Source organism: Sphingomonas naphthae (assembly GCF_028607085.1).
GTDB lineage: Bacteria > Pseudomonadota > Alphaproteobacteria > Sphingomonadales > Sphingomonadaceae > Sphingomonas_Q > Sphingomonas_Q naphthae.
In genome coordinates this window covers 3,115,613-3,132,497 of record NZ_CP117411.1, presented here as the reverse complement: position 1 = coordinate 3,132,497, position 16,885 = coordinate 3,115,613, and the positions used below count along the sequence as shown (strand labels likewise).

Here is a 16,885-nt window from a genome sequence, read left to right as displayed (position 1 = left end):
ATGACAGCGGCGCCTTCTCATACGAAGGTGCCGTGACGGCGCGTTAGACAAGCCCGATCGAGCGTTTATATGGGGCGGCGGTGCGAAGGGTCGCTCCGCCGCCCTTTCGTTTTCTCGCCGGCTATTCGTTTCGAAGGTATCAGACTGATGGCATCCGCCGCCGAGCAATTGGCCGCCAACGTAAGCCTGTCGCAATTCGCGAAGGCGACCGAACTCAAGAAGCGCCTGTGGTTCACCCTGGGCGCGCTCATCGTGTTCCGCCTGCTGAGCCATGTGCCGCTGCCGGGCATCGATCCGCGCGCGCTGGCGACCCTGTTCGACACGACCAAGGGCGGCGTGCTCGATTTCTTCAACACCTTCACCGGCGGCGCGCTGACCCGCATGAGCCTGGTGGCGCTGGGCGTGATGCCCTACATCACCGCCTCGATCGTGGTGCAGCTGGCGACTTCGCTCAGCCCGCAACTCGCCGCCATCAAGAAGGAAGGCGAGAGCGGTCGCAAGAAGCTCAACCAATATACCCGCTACGGCACGGTCCTGCTGACCGCGATCCAGGGCTATTTCATCGCCGTCGGCCTTGAAGCCTGGGGCGCGAGTGCCGGCCAGCAGGCGGTGGTGACCGATCCGTACCTGTTCCGCGTGACCACCGTGGTCTCGCTGATCGGCGGCACGCTGTTCCTGATGTGGCTGGGCGAGCAGATCACCAGCCGGGGCATCGGCAACGGCGTCTCGCTCATCATCATGGCCGGCATCGTCGCGCAGCTGCCCGTCACGATCGTGCAGGAGCTGGAGAGCGTGCGGACGGGCGCCACCTCGGCGCTGCTGGTGATCGGCGGCTTCCTGTTCGTGGTCGCGCTGGTGCTGTTCATCTGCTTCATGGAACGGGCGCAGCGCCGCGTGCTGATCCAATATCCCAAGCGCCAGACCGCGCGGGGGATGATGCAGGGCGACAAGAGCTTCCTGCCGCTCAAGATCAACACCGCCAACGTGATCCCGCCGATCTTCGCGTCGTCGCTGCTGGCGCTGCCGCTCACGATCACCCAGTTCGCCGGCAGCCATCTGTCGGGCGAAAGCCGCTGGGGCGATTTCGTGATCTCGCTGAACCAGTTCATCGGCCGCGACACGCCGATGTATTTCCTGCTGTTCGCGCTGGGCATCGGCTTCTTCAGCTTCTTCTACACCGCGGTCGTCTTCAATCCGGAGGAGACGGCGGACAATCTGAAGCGCTACGGCGGCTTCGTGCCGGGCGTGCGGCCGGGCAAGGCGACCGAGAAATATCTCGATTACGTGCTGACCCGCATCACCGTGCTGGGCGCGGCCTATCTGATCTTCATCTGCGTGGTGCCGGAAATGCTGATCCCGCGCACGTCGATCGGCTTCGGCGGCACCAGCCTGCTGATCGTCGTCAACGTCACGATCGACACGGTGACGCAGATCCAGAGCCATCTGCTCGCGCATCAATATGGCGATCTCATCAAGAAATCGAAGCTGCGAGGCGGCACGCGCCGCTAGGGCGCGGCTGATCGACCGGCCTTCCGACGGGGGAGAGTGAAGGGAATGAACATCATTCTGCTGGGGCCGCCGGGGGCGGGCAAGGGCACCCAGGCCAAGCGCCTCGAGGCCGAGCGCGGCATGATCCAGATCTCCACCGGCGATCTGCTGCGGGCGATGAAGAAGGCGGGCACCCCGCTGGGCAACCAGCTGGCCGAGGTGATGAATTCGGGCAAGCTCGTGTCGGACGAGTTGATGGCCGAGATCCTCGGCGCCCGGCTCGACGAGCCGGACATCGCCAAGGGCGTGATCTTCGACGGCTATCCCCGCACCCAGGCCCAGGCCGAGACGCTGGACGGCCTGCTCTCCGCGCGCGGCACCGCGCTCGATCACGTCATCGAGATGGCGGTGGACGAGGAGGCGCTGGTCGAGCGCATCACTGGTCGCTTCACCTGCGCCAAGTGCGGCGAGGGCTATCACGACAGCTTCAAGCAGCCGGCGACGGCGGGCGTGTGCGACGTGTGCGGCTCGACCGAATTCAGCCGCCGGCCCGACGACAATGCCGAAACCGTGCGCACCCGCCTGGCGGTCTATCGCTCGGAGACGGCGCCGATCCTGCCCTATTACGCCGCCAAGGGCATCCTCTCCCAGATCGACGGCATGGCCGAGATCGAGGACGTGACGATCGCGATCGAGGCGATCCTGGGCGAGACGACGCCGGCCTGAACGCCCCGTGCTCCTGCGCAGGCAGGGGCCCAGGGGGCCAGGCGTTGCGCCCCGACACCCCGTGCTCCCGCTTTCGCGGGAGCACGGGACGGAACACAAAGGTCGCGCGGCGCATCCCCGCGACTCGCTTGACAGCCGCGCGCGTCATCCCCTAAAGGCCTGCGATCCCCTGAACCCGGCTTTCGGCCGCGCCTTGGCGCGTGTCGTGTTTCCGGCGTTCGTTTCGTTGGGGATTGCAGCGTCGAGATGGGGCGGGCTGCCAGCCGCCCCGTGGAGCAGGAGAAAGAAACAGATGGCACGTATCGCGGGTGTGAACATCCCGACCAACAAGCGCGTCGAAATCGCGCTGACCTATATCCACGGCATCGGCCCGGCCAAGGCCAAGGAAATCACCGCCAAGCTCGGCATCGAGCAGCAGCGTCGCGTGCAGGACCTGTCGGACCAGGAAGTCCTCCAGATCCGTGAGACGATCGACGCCAGCTACACCGTCGAGGGCGATCTTCGCCGTCAGGTGGCGGTGAACATCAAGCGCCTGATGGATCTGGCCTGCTATCGCGGCCTGCGCCATCGCAAGGGGCTCCCGGTTCGCGGCCAGCGCACGCACACCAATGCGCGCACCCGCAAGGGCAAGGCCAAGCCGATCGCCGGTAAGAAGAAGTAAGGCGATCAGGAAACAGCCCGGGGGGCTGTTTCTCGCCTTGCTCCGCCGGAGGCGGGGCCTCGCAGAGAGGCCGCCCCGGTTCAGGGACAGAGATTAGGTCAGGAAAAGAAAAATGGCACGCGAACCCCAGCGCATCAAGCGGCGCGAGCGCAAGAACATCTCGGCCGGCGTGGCCCACGTCAACGCCAGCTTCAACAACACCATGATCACCATCACCGATGCCCAGGGCAACGCCATTTCGTGGTCGTCCGCCGGCATGATGGGCTTCAAGGGCAGCCGCAAGTCGACCCCGTATGCGGCGCAGGTCGCGGCGGAAGACGCCGGCAAGAAGGCCGCCGAGCATGGTGTCCGCACCCTCGAAGTCGAGGTCAAGGGCCCCGGTTCGGGCCGCGAGAGCGCGCTGCGCGCCCTTCAGGCGGTCGGCTTCCACATCACGTCCATCCGCGACGTGACGCCGATCCCGCACAACGGCGTTCGCCCGTCGAAGCGCCGCCGCGTCTGATCCTGCCGGACGGCGTCCGCGCCGCCCACCACCGATTCCAGCCACCGGCGGACGCGCCGGCGGGCCAAACCCCAAGGGGAACATGATGGCTGTCAACGCCAAGAACTGGCAGGAACTCAAGAAGCCGATGAGCCTGGAGAAGAAGGCCGGCGGTGGCTCGAAGAGCCGCGCGACCTTCATCGCCGAGCCTCTGGAGCGTGGCTTCGGCCTGACGCTCGGCAACGCGCTGCGCCGCGTGCTGCTGTCGTCGCTGCAGGGCGCGTCGGTCACCTCGATCAAGATCGAGAATGTCCTCCACGAATTCTCTTCGCTCGCCGGCGTTCGCGAGGACGTCACCGACATCGTGCTGAACGTCAAGCAGATCGCGCTGCGCATGCAGGGCGACGGGCCGAAGCGTCTCCAGCTTGCGGCCACCGGCCCGGCCGAGGTCACCGCGGGTGACATCGCCGTCACCGGCGACATCGAGGTGATGAACCCCTCGCTCGTGATCTGCCACCTCGACGAAGGCGCGACGCTCAACATGGAGCTGACCGCCGACATCGGTAAGGGCTACGTCCCCGCCGCCAGCAACCGCGCGGCGGACGCGCCGATCGGGCTCATCCCGGTCGACGCGCTCTACTCGCCGGTCCGCCAGGTCGCCTACAAGGTGGAAAACACCCGCGTCGGCCAGGAACTGGATTACGACAAGCTGATGCTGACGGTCGAGACCGACGGCACCATCTCGCCGGACGATGCCGTCGCGTATTCGGCGCGCATCCTTCAGGACCAACTCCAGCTGTTCGTCCACTTCGACGACGGCATGGCGGTGTCGGCGCCGGCCACGGGCGGCGTCTCCTCGCTGCCGATGGCGGGCGAGCCCGAGACGGACAGCGGCCAGCTCAACCGTTTCCTCCTCAAGAAGGTGGACGAGCTGGAACTGTCGGTGCGTTCGGCCAACTGCCTCAAGAACGACAACATCATCTACATCGGCGATCTGGTCCAGAAGACCGAGGCCGAGATGCTGCGCACGCCGAACTTCGGCCGCAAGTCGCTCAACGAGATCAAGGAAGTCCTCGCCTCGATGGGGCTGCGCCTGGGCATGGAAATCCCCGGCTGGCCGCCCGAGAATATCGAGGAACTCGCCAAGAAGCTCGAGCAGGAATATTAAAAAGGGGCTCTCCCTCTCCCCACCGGGGAGAGGGCAGGGGAGAGGGGCTGTCCGGCTGGTCGCGTGAGCGGTCGCCGTGCCCTCTCCCTCGCAGCCTTCGGCTGGGCCCCTCCCTCTCCCAAAGGGGAGAGGGCTATAGAGATAGGGTAGGGGCGGTGCCCTTCATCACCGCCTGGCCGGACGTACCTGATACGGCCTCCGGACGAACGTAAGGAAGTTATCATGCGCCATCGCGTAGGCGGTCGTAAGCTGCAGCGGACCTCGTCCCATCGGACGGCCCTGTTCCGCAACCAGTCGGCCGCGCTCATCAAGCATGAGCAGATCACCACCACGCTCGCCAAGGCGAAGGAGCTTCGCCCCTACGTCGAGAAGCTGGTCACGCTCGCCAAGAAGGGTGGTCTCGCCAACCGTCGCCTGGCGCACGCCCGCCTGCTCGACGACACGCAGCTGGTGAAGCTGTTCGACGTTCTGGCCGAGCGCTATGCCGGCCGCAACGGCGGCTACACCCGCGTCATCAAGGCCGGCATCCGCGCGTCGGACGCCGCCCCGATGGCGATCATCGAGTTCGTCGACCGCGACGTCTCGGCCAAGGGCCAGGATTCCGGCCCGGTGCAGAGCGACGAGGACATGGACGAAGCGGCCTGATCCGCTCGCGCCATAGCACCGCATAAGGAGGGGCCGGGACGCAGCAGCGTTCCGGCCCCTCTTGCGTTGACCGCCCAGGCGGCGCGACGGGCTGCCGATGCGGAGGCCGGTGATGGCGAAATTCAACAGCGAATGGATTGTCCAGCCCCATGGCATGCTGGAGCCCGTGGCCGAAGGGCTGTGGACGGTCGCCGGATCGATCGTCATGCCGCTGGGCCGCTTCCCGCGCCGGATGACGGTGATCGCGCTGGCGGCGGGCGGCATCGCCGTGTGGAGCCCGATCGCGCTGGACGAGGCGCAGATGGCGCGGATCGACGCGCTCGGGCCGGTGCGCGCGCTGATCGTGCCCAATCAGGGCCATCGGCTCGACATCAGGCCGTGGAAGGCGCGCTACCCGCAGGCACGGGTGATCGCCCCGCCGAGCGCGCGGGAGGGGGTGGCGGAGGCCGTGCCGGTCGATGCGACCGGCGATGTGCTGCACGATCCGGCGATCGCCTTCGCGCTGGTCGCGGGCACCAGGGCCGACGAATTCGCGCTGACCGTCACCCGCGCGGAGGGGACGACGCTGATCCTCAACGACATCCTCTCGAACGTCCGCCATCCGCAGGGCCTTGGCGCGCACATCATGGCGCGGCTGCTCGGCTTCGGCGTGAAGCGGCCTCGCACCTCGCGCCCGGTGCGGCGGATGTTCGTGGCCGATCCGGCGGCGGTGGCGGCGCAATTCCGCGACTGGGCCGATCGGCCCGACCTGCGCCGCATCATCGTGTCCCACGGCGACGTGATCGGCGATGGCGCCGCCGCCGCGCTGAGGCGCGCGGCGGCGGATTTCTAGGCCCTATTCGGTGGCGGGTGCCGGGGCTTGCAGATCGGCCGGGATCAGCCCCTTGCCGCGTACCTTGAGCGTCGCCCGCCGCCCGGCCTTGAGCAAGGGATAGGCCGCGCGGGCGATCCAGCGGTGCGAGAAGAGGTGGCGATTGGCCCAGGCGAACAGGTTGGAGGAGGAACTGAGCATCGCCAGCATGTGCACCGCCTCATCGCCATAATGGACCTGGCCCTTGTGGACGAACAGCATCCCCTCGTTGAGATCATAGTCGCGCTGATACTGGCGGACGCGGGGGTCGCCGGAGCGGGCGTCGATCAACTCGACCGGCCCCACCGTCTCGCGCAGACGGAAAAAGCGGACGTAATTCTGGCAGAAGATGCAGTCGCCATCATAGACGATCAGCGCGGGATCGCCGGCGGGCGCGGCGGCGGCGGGCGCGCTCACGACACGGGATCCCGGCCCAGCGCGCTCGGCGGCTCGATCGGCCGCTCGGGGCAATTGGCGTAGAAGGAGCAGCCGGAGACGACCGGCAGATTGCGGATGGCATCATAGATGCCGACGATCACGAGAAGCATCAGCGCGGCGACGACCGCCTGCTTCCAACCATTGAGCCCGGCAAGACGCATCGGCGACCTCCCAACCTCCCCCATGGCCCCCCATGGCGCGGGCGACATGGCCGCGTCCGCGTGGAGACCATGCCACAGACGGCGCCCAGTTTCTACCGCGATGCAGCACTCCCCTCCCGCGCGCTACCGCTCCCGCGCAGGCAGGTGCCCCCGGGGCAGGCAGACGCTGCGGTCGAATAACCCTGGGCCCTGCGCGGGAGCGCGGCGAGTTGTGACTGCCCGACCACCCGATTTCGCTGGACCGGCCCCGCCCCCTTTACGCTAAAGCATGTGGCGATGCGTCTCGTCGCCCTGCTCCTGTCGATCCTGCTGATCGTGCCCGCCGTGGCGGCGGAGGCGTCGATCCTCGACATATTGCAGGGCGTCGCCAAGGAGACCGCCAAACCCAAGGCGAAGCCAGCGCCCCGCCGCGTGCCCGCCACCCGACGCCCGATCGTGCTGCCGCCGATCGAGGGCACCAAGGTGAAGGGCCGGCCGCTGGTGGTGATCGATCCGGGGCATGGCGGGCACGATCCGGGCGCCCCCTCGGCCGATGGCAAGCGGCGAGAGAAGGAGGCGGCGCTGGCGATCGGCCGCGCGATCCGCGACGAACTGGTGCGATCGGGCCGGGTGCGGGTGGCCCTGACCCGCGACAGCGACACCTTCCTGGTGCTGGGCGACCGGCGCGAGATCGCGCGCCGGCTGGGCGCCGACCTGTTCATCTCGATCCACGCCGACAGCGCCCCCAGCGCCACCGCGCACGGCGCCACCATCTATACCTTGTCCGACGTGTCGTCCGATCGGGTGGCGGCGCAGCTGGCGGCCAAGGAGAATCGCGCCGACATCCTCAACGGCGTCGATCTCGGCGGGGAGAATGACGACGTCTCCTCGATCCTCGTCGATCTCGCCCAGCGCGAGACGATGAACATCTCGTCGGTGTTCGCGAACCTGTTGCAGCGGGAACTGTCCCCGCTCATCAATTTCCGCTCCACCTTCCACAAATTCGCCGGGTTCGTGGTGCTCAAGGCGCCCGACGTGCCGTCGCTGCTGCTCGAAACGGGCTATATGTCGAACGCTGAGGACGAGGCTTTGTTGTTCTCGAAGGATTATCAGAAGAAGATCGCGACCGGCATCCGCCGTGCGGTCGAGGTGCATTTCGCGCGCAGGCTGGCCGGCGCATGATCGCGCTGACCAAGCCCGACTGGGCGCTGTGGCGCGCGCGCCTGATCCGCTGGGGCGGCATCGCGCGCTCCGATCTCAGCCTGCTGTTCAGCCGGCGGTGGGGCCGCTGGCTGGCGGCCGCCGCCTGCCTGTTCCTGATCGGCTGCCTCAGCTTCTGGTTCCTGTTCATCAAGGATCTGCCCTCGGCCGATCGGCTGCTGAGCTACGAGCCGCCGCTGCCCACCAACGTGCGCGGGATAGACGGATCGCCGATCTACAGCTTCGCGCGCGAGCGGCGGGTCGAGCTGCCGTATGGCGACATGCCCGAGCAGATGATCCACGCCTTCATCTCGGCGGAGGACAAGGACTTCTTCACCCACGGCGGCATCGATTATCTGTCGTTCGGGCGCGGCATCTTCGAATATTTCACCAAGATGGGATCGGGCGAGCGCGCGCGCGGCGGCTCCACCATCACCCAGCAGGTCGCCAAGAACCTGCTCGTCGGCGACGAATATTCGCCGACCCGCAAGATCAAGGAGGCGTTCCTCGCCTTCCGCATCGAGGATACGCTGACCAAGCAGGAGATCATCGAGCTTTACCTCAACCAGATTTCCTTCGGCCGGAACGCCTATGGCGTGCAGTCGGCGGCGCGGGCCTATTTCGGCAAGGATGTCGACAGGCTGACCCTGCCCGAAATGGCCTATCTGGCGGTGCTGCCCAAGGCGCCGTCCAACTACAGCCCCGAGCGCGGCGCCGAGCGCGCGCTGGAGCGGCGCGCCTATGTGCTGCGCGAGATGGAGGCCAACGGCTATATCAATGCCGCCCAGCGCGCCGACGCGACCGCCGCCCCGCTCGGCACGATCGCCCGCTCCAGCGACCGGCGCGATGCCGAACGGCCCTATGATGGCTATTTCATGGAAGAGGTGCGCCGCGAACTGCTCGGCAAATATGGCGAGAATGACGAGAGCGGGCCGCACAGCGTCTATGACGGCGGCCTGTGGGTGCGCACCTCGTTCGACCCGAAGGTGCAGAAGGCGGCCGAACAGGCCCTGCGCGACGGCCTCGTCCGTTACGAGGCGGGGCGCGGCTGGCCGGGGGCGATCGATACGGTCGATGTGTCGCAGGGCTGGCGGAAGGGCCTCAACAGCAAGATCGTCGCGGTCGGCTATCCCGATTGGCTGGGCGCGGTGGTCATCTCGAAGGATCGCACCCGCGCCGAACTGGGTTTCCAGAACGGCACGACCGGCGATCTTTTCCCGTGGGGTGCCAATGGCCCGCGCCGTGGCATCGGCGGGCGCGCCTATGACTTCCTGAAGCCGGGCGACATCATCGCGGTGAAGAAGGAGGGCAATGCCTATGTCCTGCGCTCGCCGCCGACCGTGTCGGGCGGGATGGTCGCGGAGAACCCGCACACCGGCCAGATCCTCGCGATGCAGGGCGGCTTCGACGCGCGCGGCGCCGCCTTCAACCGCGCGACGCAGGCGATGCGCCAGCCGGGATCGAGCTTCAAGCCGCTGGTCTATGCCGCCGGCCTCGACGCGGGGATGACCCCGGCGACGATCGTGGTGGATGCGCCCTTCTGCGTGCTGCAATCGGTGTCGCTCGGCACCAAATGCTTCCGCAACTTCTCCGGCGGCTATGCCGGCCCACGCACGATGCGCTGGGGCGTCGAGCAATCGCGCAACCTGATGACCGTGCGCGTCGCCAACCAGACCGGCATGGACAAGGTGGTGGCGCTGGCCAAGGCGATGGGCGTGGGCGATTATCCGCCCTACCTCGCTTACTCGCTGGGCGCGGGCGAGACGACGGTGCTGAAGCTCACCAACGCTTATGCCATGCTGGCCAACAACGGCCGCAAGCTGACGCCGACGGTGATCGATTATGTGCAGGATCGGCGCGGCAAGCTGATCTGGCGCGCCGATCCGAGGCCCTGCGAGGGCTGCAACATGGCCGACTGGAACGGCAAGCCGATGCCGCGCCCGCGCGCCCGATCGGCCCAGGCGATCGACGCCATGACCGCCTATCAGACGGTCCATATCCTAGAGGGCGTCGTCCAGCGCGGCACCGCGACGATCCTGCGCGATCTGGGGCGGCCTTTGTTCGGCAAGACGGGCACCTCGACCGGGCCGACCAACGTGTGGTTCGTCGGCGGATCGGCCGATCTCGTGGCGGGCGTGTATCTCGGCTACGACAAGCCGCGCCCGCTCGGTGGCTACGCGCAGGGCGGCACGATCGCGGCGCCGATCTTCAAGCAATTCGCCACCGTCGCGATGAAGGACATGCCGGTCGTGCCGTTCCGCGCGCCGCCCGGCATCCGCATGGTCCGCATCGATCGCGCCTCGGGCCGCCGCGTGTTCGGCAGCTGGCCCACCAGCGACCCGCTCGCCTCGGTGATCTGGGAAGCGTTCAAGCCCGAAAGCGAACCCCGCCGCACCATCCGCCGCGACGAACTGGCCAAGCCGAAAGCGGCAACGACCGCGCGGCCGACGAGCGGCGACAGCGAATTCCTGCAAGCGCGGGGCGGGATTTACTAGGCCTGGAAGCCGGTCGCTTGGAACCACCGGTCAGGCCGGCCATCAGGGGCGGCGGCACAGGGCGGGCACAGCGCGGCCAGCGGAAGCGGCGCACCTGAGACGCGTTGCCGATCATCCGTTTCGGGACGACCCGGGCGCCCTCAGGCGTCGATCGCATCCTCCTCGATCCGGGCGGCATTGGCCTGGATGAAGGCGAAGCGGTGTTCGGGCTGCTTGCCCATCAGCCGCTCGACGAGGTCACGGGTCTGGGCGCGCTCCTCATATTCGGCGGGCAAAGTGATGCGGATGAGCGTGCGGCTCTTGGGGTCCATCGTCGTTTCGCGCAGCTGCTGCGGGTTCATCTCGCCGAGCCCCTTGAAGCGGGCGACGTCCACCTTCTTGCCCTTGAACTCCTTCGCCTCGATCTCGGCGCGGTGCGCGTCGTCGCGGGCGTAGAGGCTCCTGGCGCCCGATGTCAGCCGGTAGAGCGGCGGCTGCGCCAGGAACAGATGCCCCTCGCGCACCAGCGCGGGCATTTCCTGGAAGAAATAGGTCATCAGGAGGGTCGCGATATGCGCGCCGTCGACGTCGGCGTCGGTCATGATGACGACCCGGTCGTAGCGCAGCGCGCCCACGTCGCATTTCTCGCGCGTGCCGCAGCCGAGCGCGAGCGTCAGGTCGGCGATTTCCTGATTGGCGCCGATCTTGGCGCTGTTGGCCGAGGCGACGTTCAGGATCTTGCCCCGGATCGGCAGGATCGCCTGCGTCTTGCGGTCGCGCGCCTGCTTCGCCGAACCACCCGCGCTGTCGCCCTCGACGATGAACAATTCGGTGCCGGCGGGATCGTCGGCCGAGCAATCGGTGAGCTTGCCGGGCAGGCGCACCTTGCGGCCGGAGGTGGCGGTCTTGCGCTTCACCTCGCGCTCGGCCTTGCGCTTCAGCCGCTCGTCCATCCGATCGAGCATATGGCCCAAGAGCGCGCGGCCGCGATCCATATTGTCCGACAGGAAATGGTCGAAATGGTCGCGCATCGCCGCTTCGACCAGGCGCGCGGCCTCGGGGCTGGTGAGGCGGTCCTTGGTCTGGCTCTGGAATTGCGGATCGCGGATGAAGACCGAGAGCATCAGCTCCGATCCGATCATCACGTCGTCGGGCGTGAGATCCTTGGCCTTCTTCTGCCCGACCAGATCGGCGAAGGCGCGCATCCCCTTGGCGAGCGCGGCGCGCAGCCCCTGTTCGTGGGTTCCGCCATCCGGCGTCGGGATGGTGTTGCAATAATAGGAATAGCTGCCGTCCGACCAGAGCGGCCAGGCCACCGCCCATTCGACCGAGCCGGCGGCATTGGGGAAATCCTGCCGCCCGGCGAAGAATTGCGCGGTGGCGCATTCGCGGCCGGCGATCTGCTCCTTCAGGTGGTCGGACAGGCCGCCGGGGAATTGGAAGGTCGCCTCGGCGGGCGTATCGTCGCCGATCAGCGCGGGGTCGCAGCGCCAGCGTATCTCGACGCCGGCGTAGAGATAGGCCTTGGACCGCGCGAGCCGGTACAGCCGCGCCGGGCGGAAGCGCATGGCCTCGCCGAAAATCTCGGTGTCGGGGATGAAGGCCACGGTGGTGCCGCGCCGGTTGGGCGCCGCGCCGATCACCTCCAGCTTCGATGTCGCGAGCCCGCGCGAGAAGGTCTGGCGATAGAGTTCGCGGTTGCGCGCCACCTCGATCACCGTGTCCGACGACAAAGCGTTCACGACCGACACGCCGACGCCGTGCAGGCCGCCCGACGTCGCATAGGCCTTGTCGCTGAACTTGCCGCCCGAATGGAGCGTGGTGAGGATCACCTCCAGCGCGGACTTGCCGGGAAATTTGGGGTGGGGATCGACCGGGATGCCCCGCCCGTTGTCGCTCACCGACAGGCGGTTGCCCGGCCCGAGCACGACCTCGATCCGGGTGGCGTGGCCCGCGACCGCCTCGTCCATGGCATTGTCGATCACCTCGGCGGCGAGGTGGTGCAGCGCGCGTTCGTCGGTGCCGCCGATATACATGCCAGGGCGGCGGCGGACGGGCTCCAGCCCTTCCAGCACCTCGATCGCGGAGGCGTCATAGGTGCCGCTGGTCTGGGGGGAAGGGGAGGCGGCGAAGAGATCGTCGTCGGACATGGACGGGGTATAAGGCGACCACGTCCTGTCGGCAAAGCCCGCATGTAGGCGGACGGTACAAAAAGGGGACGGGCTCCGCTGAAGCCCGCCCCCCCTATCGGATCAGAAGCCGATCACGACGCCCGCCATCGGGCGGATGCTGTCGAAATCATAGGTCTTGGCTTCGAGGCGCAGGCGCGCCGTCGGGCCGAAGACATTGCCCATGCCGATGTCCTTCGGACCGACCTCGACGCCGACGCCGTAGATCATGTCGCTACGGTCGCCGAAGCCGCGATTGCCCTTGCCATTGACCCACTGGTAGCCGCCCGAGACATACAGCAGCCCCGACTTGCCGGCGCGCGCGCCGACACGGCCGGTCACGCCATATTCCCAGTCGATATCCTTGAAGCCCTTGGCGACATTGCCCTCGACACCCACGAACGCCGGGCCGATGCCGTAATTGACGCCGGCGACGGCCTCGACCAGCGCGCCGTCCATCTTGCCCCGGTTGCCCGATGTGCCGAACTCGCTGCGCTTGTCGAAATTGTGATAGCCGCCGAGAAGGCCGGCATAGGGCTCGAGGCCCGAGGCTCGGGTGCCGTCCGGTGCGGTATCCTGCGCGAACGCGGCCGCGGGGAGGCAGGCGGCCGCGAGGACCGCCAGGGCGAGCTTCTTCATATGATACTCCTAAACGCTACTGGTACGCGCCCCGCATGACTGGCGGGGTCGGGAGCATAACTGGTGTCGCGGGCGGCGGTTTCCACCCCTTGGAGAGCGACGGGCGTAGCTGTTGCGTATAGGCAACAGTCGCGCGTCGGCTAATGCTCGGTTCATGTTCGCCGCGATCGTCATGTCGATGGGGGACGGTGAACTTTTGATGGCGGGCGCGGATCGTAGCCCGCTAAGCTGGCGCCGTGGCGTCCTTTACCGACATCATCCGCACCAAACGCGACGCCCGCGCGCTATCGCCCGGGGCGATCGAGGCGTTCGTGTCCGGCCTCGCCGACGGATCGCTGCCGACCGAGCAGGCGGCGGCGCTGGCGATGGCGATCTACCTCAACGGCATGGACCCGATCGAGAGCGCCGCGCTGACCGCCGCCATGGCGAACTCCGGCACGCGGATCGATTGGGGCGGCGAGGCGCTCGGCCGGCCGATCCTCGACAAGCATTCGACCGGCGGGGTGGGCGACAAGGTCTCGCTGATGCTGGCGCCGATCTTGGCGGCGTGCGGCGGGGCGGTGCCGATGATCTCGGGGCGGGGGCTGGGCCATACCGGCGGCACGCTCGACAAACTCTCCGCCATTCCGGGCTACGATCCCTTTCCGGGGCTCGATCGCTTCCGCGCGGTGGTGCGCGAGGTGGGCTGCGCGATCATCGGCCAGACGGGCGACCTCGCCCCGGCCGATCGCCGCCTCTACGCCATCCGCGACATCACCGGCACGATCGAATCGACCCCGCTCATCACCGCGTCGATCCTGTCGAAGAAGCTCGCGGCCGGGGTCGGCGCGCTGGTGATGGATATCAAGATCGGATCGGGCGCGTTCATGCCCGATGTGGCGGCGGCCGAGGCGCTGGGCCGGGCGATGGCGGCGACCGGCGACGCGCTCGGCCTGCCGATCCGCTGCCTCGTCACCGACATGAACGAGACACTGGGCTCGACCGCCGGCAACGCCATCGAGGTGCGCGAGACGATCGACTATCTCACCGGCGCCGCGCGCGAGCCGCGCCTCCATGCCTGCGTGATCGCGCTCGCCGCCGAGATGCTGCTGGTGGGCGGCCTGGCCGACAGCCGCGCGGGCGGGGCGGCGCTGGCGGAGGCCGCGCTCGCGTCCGGCGCCGCCGCCGATCGCTTCGCGCGGATGGTAGCGGCGCTGGGCGGGCCGGCGGATTTGATCGAGCGGCCCGACGCTTACCTCGCCACCGCGCCGGTCGTCGTCGCCGCGCCACCCGCGCGCGCCGGCATCCTCCGCGCGGTCGATGGCAAGGCGGTGGGGGAAGCGCTGATCGATCTCGGCGGCGGGCGGCGGCGGATCGAGGACGCCATCGATCCGGCGGTGGGCTTCGTGCGGGTGGCGCCGATCGGCACGTCGGTCGGCCCGGATCGTCCGCTGGCGATGATCCATGCCCGGACGGAGACCGCCGCGAGGGAGGCCGCCGCCGCGCTCGCCGCCGCCTGTGCCGTGGGGGATACACCGCCGCCCGAACGGCCGGTCGTCCACAGCCGCTTCTGACAAAGGCTCGACAAGCCCCTGCTTAACGGGAAAAAGGGTCCGGTTTGGCGGGGTCAGGGGCGCGCACCTTCACATGAACAGACTTTTGATCGGCATCCTCGGCATCGCCGTGATCCTCGGCCTGGCGGTGCTGCTGTCGGCCAACCGCCGCCATATCAAGCTCCGGATCGTCGGTTCGGCCTTCGCGCTGCAAGTCGGCATCGCGGTGCTGGTGCTGTACGTGCCGGCCGGCCGCCGGGTGATCGGCTGGATCTCGGGCGGCGTCTCCGCGCTGCTCGGCTACAGCCAGGCGGGCACCAATTTCGTGTTCGGGCCGCTCGCCACGCCGGAGATGGGCGGGCACAGCTTCGCCATCGCGGCGCTTCCGGTCATCATCTTCTTCGCGGCGCTCGTCTCGATCCTCTATTATCTGCGCGTCATGCAATATGTCGTGCGCTGGGTCGGCGGCGGCATCGAGAAGGTGATCGGCGTTTCCAAGGTGGAATCCTTGTGCGCGGCGGCCAACATCTTCGTCGGCCAGTCCGAATCGCCGCTGGTGATCCGCCCCTATCTCGCGGGCCTCACCCCGCCGCAGCTGTTCACCGTGATGACCAGCGGCATGGCGGGCGTCGCCGGCACGATTCTGGCGGCCTATGCCTCGATGGGCATCCGCATCGATTATCTGCTCGCCGCCTCCTTCATGTCGGCGCCGGCGGGCATATTGATGGCCAAGATCGTCATGCCCGACGATCCCAACGTGCCGATCGAGCATCCCATCGAATTGGTCGATTCGACGCATGACGAGGAGGTGCCCGCCAACATCATCATGGCCGCCGCGCAGGGCGCGCAGCTGGGCGTGAAGCTGGCGGTGGCGGTCGGCGCGATGGTGCTGGCGTTCGTGGCGCTGGTGGCGCTGGCGAACGGCGTGCTGGGCGGCATCGGCGGCTGGTTCGGCTATCCCGATCTCAGCTTCCAGCAGATGCTGGGCTTCATCTTCGCGCCCTTGATGTTCCTGCTCAACGTGCCGTGGAGCGAGGCCGGCGCGGCGGGAGGCATGTTCGGCGAGAAGATCGTGCTGAACGAATTCGTCGCCTACATCCATCTGGGGCAGATCGGCGCGACGCTCAGCCCGCACACCATCGCGGTCATCACCTTCGCGCTGTGCGGCTTCGCCAATTTCTCGTCGATCGCGATCCAGATGGCGGTGACGGGCAACCTCGCCCCCAACCAGCGGCCGATGATCGCCAAGCTGGGCCTGCGCGCGCTGGTGGCGGGCAGCCTCGCCAACCTCATGTCGGCGGCGCTGGCCGGCATCCTCATCCCCTGATGGCAGCGATCAATCCGGGCGTGGCGTTCGATGCCGCGCTGGTCGCGGCGACGTCGTTCGACGATGCGGCCGCCAGCGCGACCGCTGCCGCGATCGAGGCGGCCCCGCTCCCCACCGGCGCGGCGCGCGCCGCCCGGCTGCGACAGGCGATCGGCCTGATCGACCTCACCACGCTCCAGGGCGACGACACCGCCGCCCGCGTCCGCGCCCTGTGCGCCACGGCGCTCGATCCGCTCGGCGACGGCAGCCTCACCACGGCGGCGGTATGCGTCTATCCGGCGATGGTGCCCTATGCCGTCGAGGCGCTGGCGGGCCGGCTTCCCGTGGCCAGCGTCGCCGCCGGCTTCCCCGCCGGGCTGACGCCGCTCGCCACCCGCATCGCCGAAGTCGCCGATTGCGTGGGCGTGGGCGCGGCCGAAATCGACATCGTCATCCGCCGCAGCCATGCGCTGGAGGGCGACTGGCAGGCGCTCTACGACGAGGTGCGCGCTTTCCGCGCGGCGGCGGGCCTCGCCCATTTGAAGGCGATCATCGCCGTCGGTGAACTGGGCGACGCCACCACCATCGCCCGCGCCTCGCTGGTCTGCATGATGGCCGGGGCGGATGTCATCAAGACCTCGACCGGCATGGAAAAGGTCAACGCCACTTTGCCGGCGGGCGCGATCATGCTGCGCGGCATCGCCGATTTCGAGGCGCGGACGGGCATCAGGGTCGGCTTCAAGCCGGCAGGCGGCATCGGCACGCCCGATCAGGCGCTGCACTGGCTGGCGCTGGTGGAGAGCATCCTGGGGCCCGACTGGATCGATCCGAGCCTGTTCCGCATCGGCGCGTCACGCTTGCTGGGGGCGATCCGGGACGAACTGGCGGGCTAATCCGTGCTCCTGCGAAAGCAGGAGCCCAGGGCCACGAGTGCCGCGTCCAGTAACCCGGGGCTCCGGCCTGCGCCGG

At 68.1% G+C, this 16,885-nt stretch carries 16 protein-coding genes; 12 read left to right on the top strand and 4 right to left on the bottom strand.

Annotated features, from left to right (window positions below; all coding sequences use genetic code 11):
- Positions 1–147: 147 nt before the first annotated feature.
- From secY to PQ455_RS15025, 7 genes are all read left to right on the top strand, one after another.
- Positions 148–1,509: a preprotein translocase subunit SecY gene (secY, locus tag PQ455_RS15055; RefSeq protein ID WP_273686914.1), complete on the top strand. Its 1,362-nt coding sequence runs from the start codon at positions 148–150 to the stop codon at positions 1,507–1,509.
- Positions 1,510–1,554: 45 nt separating this feature from the next.
- Positions 1,555–2,214: an adenylate kinase gene (locus PQ455_RS15050; RefSeq protein ID WP_273686913.1), complete on the top strand. Its 660-nt coding sequence runs from the start codon at positions 1,555–1,557 to the stop codon at positions 2,212–2,214.
- Positions 2,215–2,506: 292 nt separating this feature from the next.
- The gene (rpsM, locus tag PQ455_RS15045; RefSeq protein WP_273686912.1) at positions 2,507–2,875 is read left to right on the top strand and encodes a 30S ribosomal protein S13; all 369 of its coding nucleotides are present in this window, start codon (positions 2,507–2,509) and stop codon (positions 2,873–2,875) included.
- Between the two features lie 112 nt (positions 2,876–2,987).
- Complete coding sequence (rpsK, locus tag PQ455_RS15040) at positions 2,988–3,377, top strand: 30S ribosomal protein S11 (protein WP_273686911.1); 390 nt, start codon at positions 2,988–2,990, stop codon at positions 3,375–3,377.
- 85 nt (positions 3,378–3,462) lie between these two features.
- On the top strand, positions 3,463–4,524 hold the full coding sequence (locus PQ455_RS15035; protein WP_273686910.1) for a DNA-directed RNA polymerase subunit alpha: 1,062 nt from the start codon (positions 3,463–3,465) through the stop codon (positions 4,522–4,524).
- Between the two features lie 222 nt (positions 4,525–4,746).
- Entirely contained in the window at positions 4,747–5,169 is a 423-nt protein-coding gene (gene rplQ / locus PQ455_RS15030) for a 50S ribosomal protein L17 (RefSeq protein WP_273686909.1), read from the top strand.
- A 112-nt stretch (positions 5,170–5,281) separates the two neighbouring features.
- On the top strand, positions 5,282–6,001 hold the full coding sequence (locus PQ455_RS15025) for a DUF4336 domain-containing protein (RefSeq protein WP_273686908.1): 720 nt from the start codon (positions 5,282–5,284) through the stop codon (positions 5,999–6,001).
- A gap of 3 nt (positions 6,002–6,004) precedes the next feature.
- On the opposite strand, the gene PQ455_RS15020 is transcribed toward PQ455_RS15025, so the two are convergent.
- Together PQ455_RS15020 and PQ455_RS15015 are read right to left on the bottom strand one after the other, a co-directional pair.
- The gene (locus PQ455_RS15020) at positions 6,005–6,436 is read right to left on the bottom strand and encodes a thiol-disulfide oxidoreductase DCC family protein (RefSeq protein WP_273686907.1); all 432 of its coding nucleotides are present in this window, start codon (positions 6,434–6,436) and stop codon (positions 6,005–6,007) included.
- Complete coding sequence (locus PQ455_RS15015) at positions 6,433–6,618, bottom strand: hypothetical protein (RefSeq protein ID WP_273686906.1); 186 nt, start codon at positions 6,616–6,618, stop codon at positions 6,433–6,435. Before PQ455_RS15015 ends, PQ455_RS15020 begins: the two co-directional genes overlap by 4 nt.
- A 189-nt stretch (positions 6,619–6,807) precedes the next feature.
- Between PQ455_RS15015 and PQ455_RS15010 the strand changes: the two genes are divergently transcribed.
- Both PQ455_RS15010 and PQ455_RS15005 read left to right on the top strand, forming a co-directional pair.
- A complete protein-coding gene (locus PQ455_RS15010; RefSeq protein ID WP_420542876.1) occupies positions 6,808–7,779 on the top strand; it encodes an N-acetylmuramoyl-L-alanine amidase family protein in 972 nt (323 codons plus the stop codon).
- Positions 7,776–10,292, top strand: coding sequence for a penicillin-binding protein 1A (locus tag PQ455_RS15005; protein ID WP_273686905.1), 2,517 nt, complete (start codon positions 7,776–7,778; stop codon positions 10,290–10,292). Before PQ455_RS15010 ends, PQ455_RS15005 begins: the two co-directional genes overlap by 4 nt.
- Before the next feature lie 140 nt (positions 10,293–10,432).
- Here PQ455_RS15005 and parE read toward each other — a convergent pair whose 3' ends face one another.
- Positions 10,433–12,421 carry a DNA topoisomerase IV subunit B gene (gene parE / locus PQ455_RS15000; protein WP_273686904.1) on the bottom strand — a complete coding sequence of 663 codons (1,989 nt, stop codon included), beginning with the start codon at positions 12,419–12,421 and terminating at the stop codon, positions 10,433–10,435.
- Between the two features lie 102 nt (positions 12,422–12,523).
- Positions 12,524–13,078 carry an outer membrane beta-barrel protein gene (locus tag PQ455_RS14995; protein ID WP_273686903.1) on the bottom strand — a complete coding sequence of 185 codons (555 nt, stop codon included), beginning with the start codon at positions 13,076–13,078 and terminating at the stop codon, positions 12,524–12,526.
- Positions 13,079–13,314: 236 nt separating this feature from the next.
- On the opposite strand from PQ455_RS14995, the gene deoA reads away from it, so the two are divergent.
- The 3 genes from deoA to deoC all read left to right on the top strand — a co-directional run bounded on the left by deoA (position 13,315) and on the right by deoC (position 16,809).
- A complete protein-coding gene (deoA, locus tag PQ455_RS14990) occupies positions 13,315–14,631 on the top strand; it encodes a thymidine phosphorylase (RefSeq protein WP_273686902.1) in 1,317 nt (438 codons plus the stop codon).
- 73 nt (positions 14,632–14,704) lie between these two features.
- A complete protein-coding gene (locus PQ455_RS14985; RefSeq protein ID WP_273686901.1) occupies positions 14,705–15,937 on the top strand; it encodes a NupC/NupG family nucleoside CNT transporter in 1,233 nt (410 codons plus the stop codon).
- Entirely contained in the window at positions 15,937–16,809 is an 873-nt protein-coding gene (gene deoC, locus PQ455_RS14980; protein WP_273686900.1) for a deoxyribose-phosphate aldolase, read from the top strand. The genes PQ455_RS14985 and deoC overlap by 1 nt, the downstream gene beginning before the upstream one ends.
- The last annotated feature ends 76 nt before the right edge of the window (positions 16,810–16,885 follow it).

Coding starts and splice junctions, on each gene's coding strand:
- secY (WP_273686914.1), top strand. CDS start 148: ATGGCATCCGCCGCCGAGCAATTGGCCGCCAACGTAAGCCTGTCGCAA.
- parE (WP_273686904.1), bottom strand. CDS start 12,421: ATGTCCGACGACGATCTCTTCGCCGCCTCCCCTTCCCCCCAGACCAGC.
- rpsM (WP_273686912.1), top strand. CDS start 2,507: ATGGCACGTATCGCGGGTGTGAACATCCCGACCAACAAGCGCGTCGAA.
- PQ455_RS15015 (WP_273686906.1), bottom strand. CDS start 6,618: ATGCGTCTTGCCGGGCTCAATGGTTGGAAGCAGGCGGTCGTCGCCGCG.
- rpsK (WP_273686911.1), top strand. CDS start 2,988: ATGGCACGCGAACCCCAGCGCATCAAGCGGCGCGAGCGCAAGAACATC.
- deoC (WP_273686900.1), top strand. CDS start 15,937: ATGGCAGCGATCAATCCGGGCGTGGCGTTCGATGCCGCGCTGGTCGCG.
- rplQ (WP_273686909.1), top strand. CDS start 4,747: ATGCGCCATCGCGTAGGCGGTCGTAAGCTGCAGCGGACCTCGTCCCAT.
- PQ455_RS15050 (WP_273686913.1), top strand. CDS start 1,555: ATGAACATCATTCTGCTGGGGCCGCCGGGGGCGGGCAAGGGCACCCAG.
- PQ455_RS15025 (WP_273686908.1), top strand. CDS start 5,282: ATGGCGAAATTCAACAGCGAATGGATTGTCCAGCCCCATGGCATGCTG.
- PQ455_RS15005 (WP_273686905.1), top strand. CDS start 7,776: ATGATCGCGCTGACCAAGCCCGACTGGGCGCTGTGGCGCGCGCGCCTG.
- PQ455_RS14985 (WP_273686901.1), top strand. CDS start 14,705: ATGAACAGACTTTTGATCGGCATCCTCGGCATCGCCGTGATCCTCGGC.
- PQ455_RS14995 (WP_273686903.1), bottom strand. CDS start 13,078: ATGAAGAAGCTCGCCCTGGCGGTCCTCGCGGCCGCCTGCCTCCCCGCG.
- PQ455_RS15035 (WP_273686910.1), top strand. CDS start 3,463: ATGGCTGTCAACGCCAAGAACTGGCAGGAACTCAAGAAGCCGATGAGC.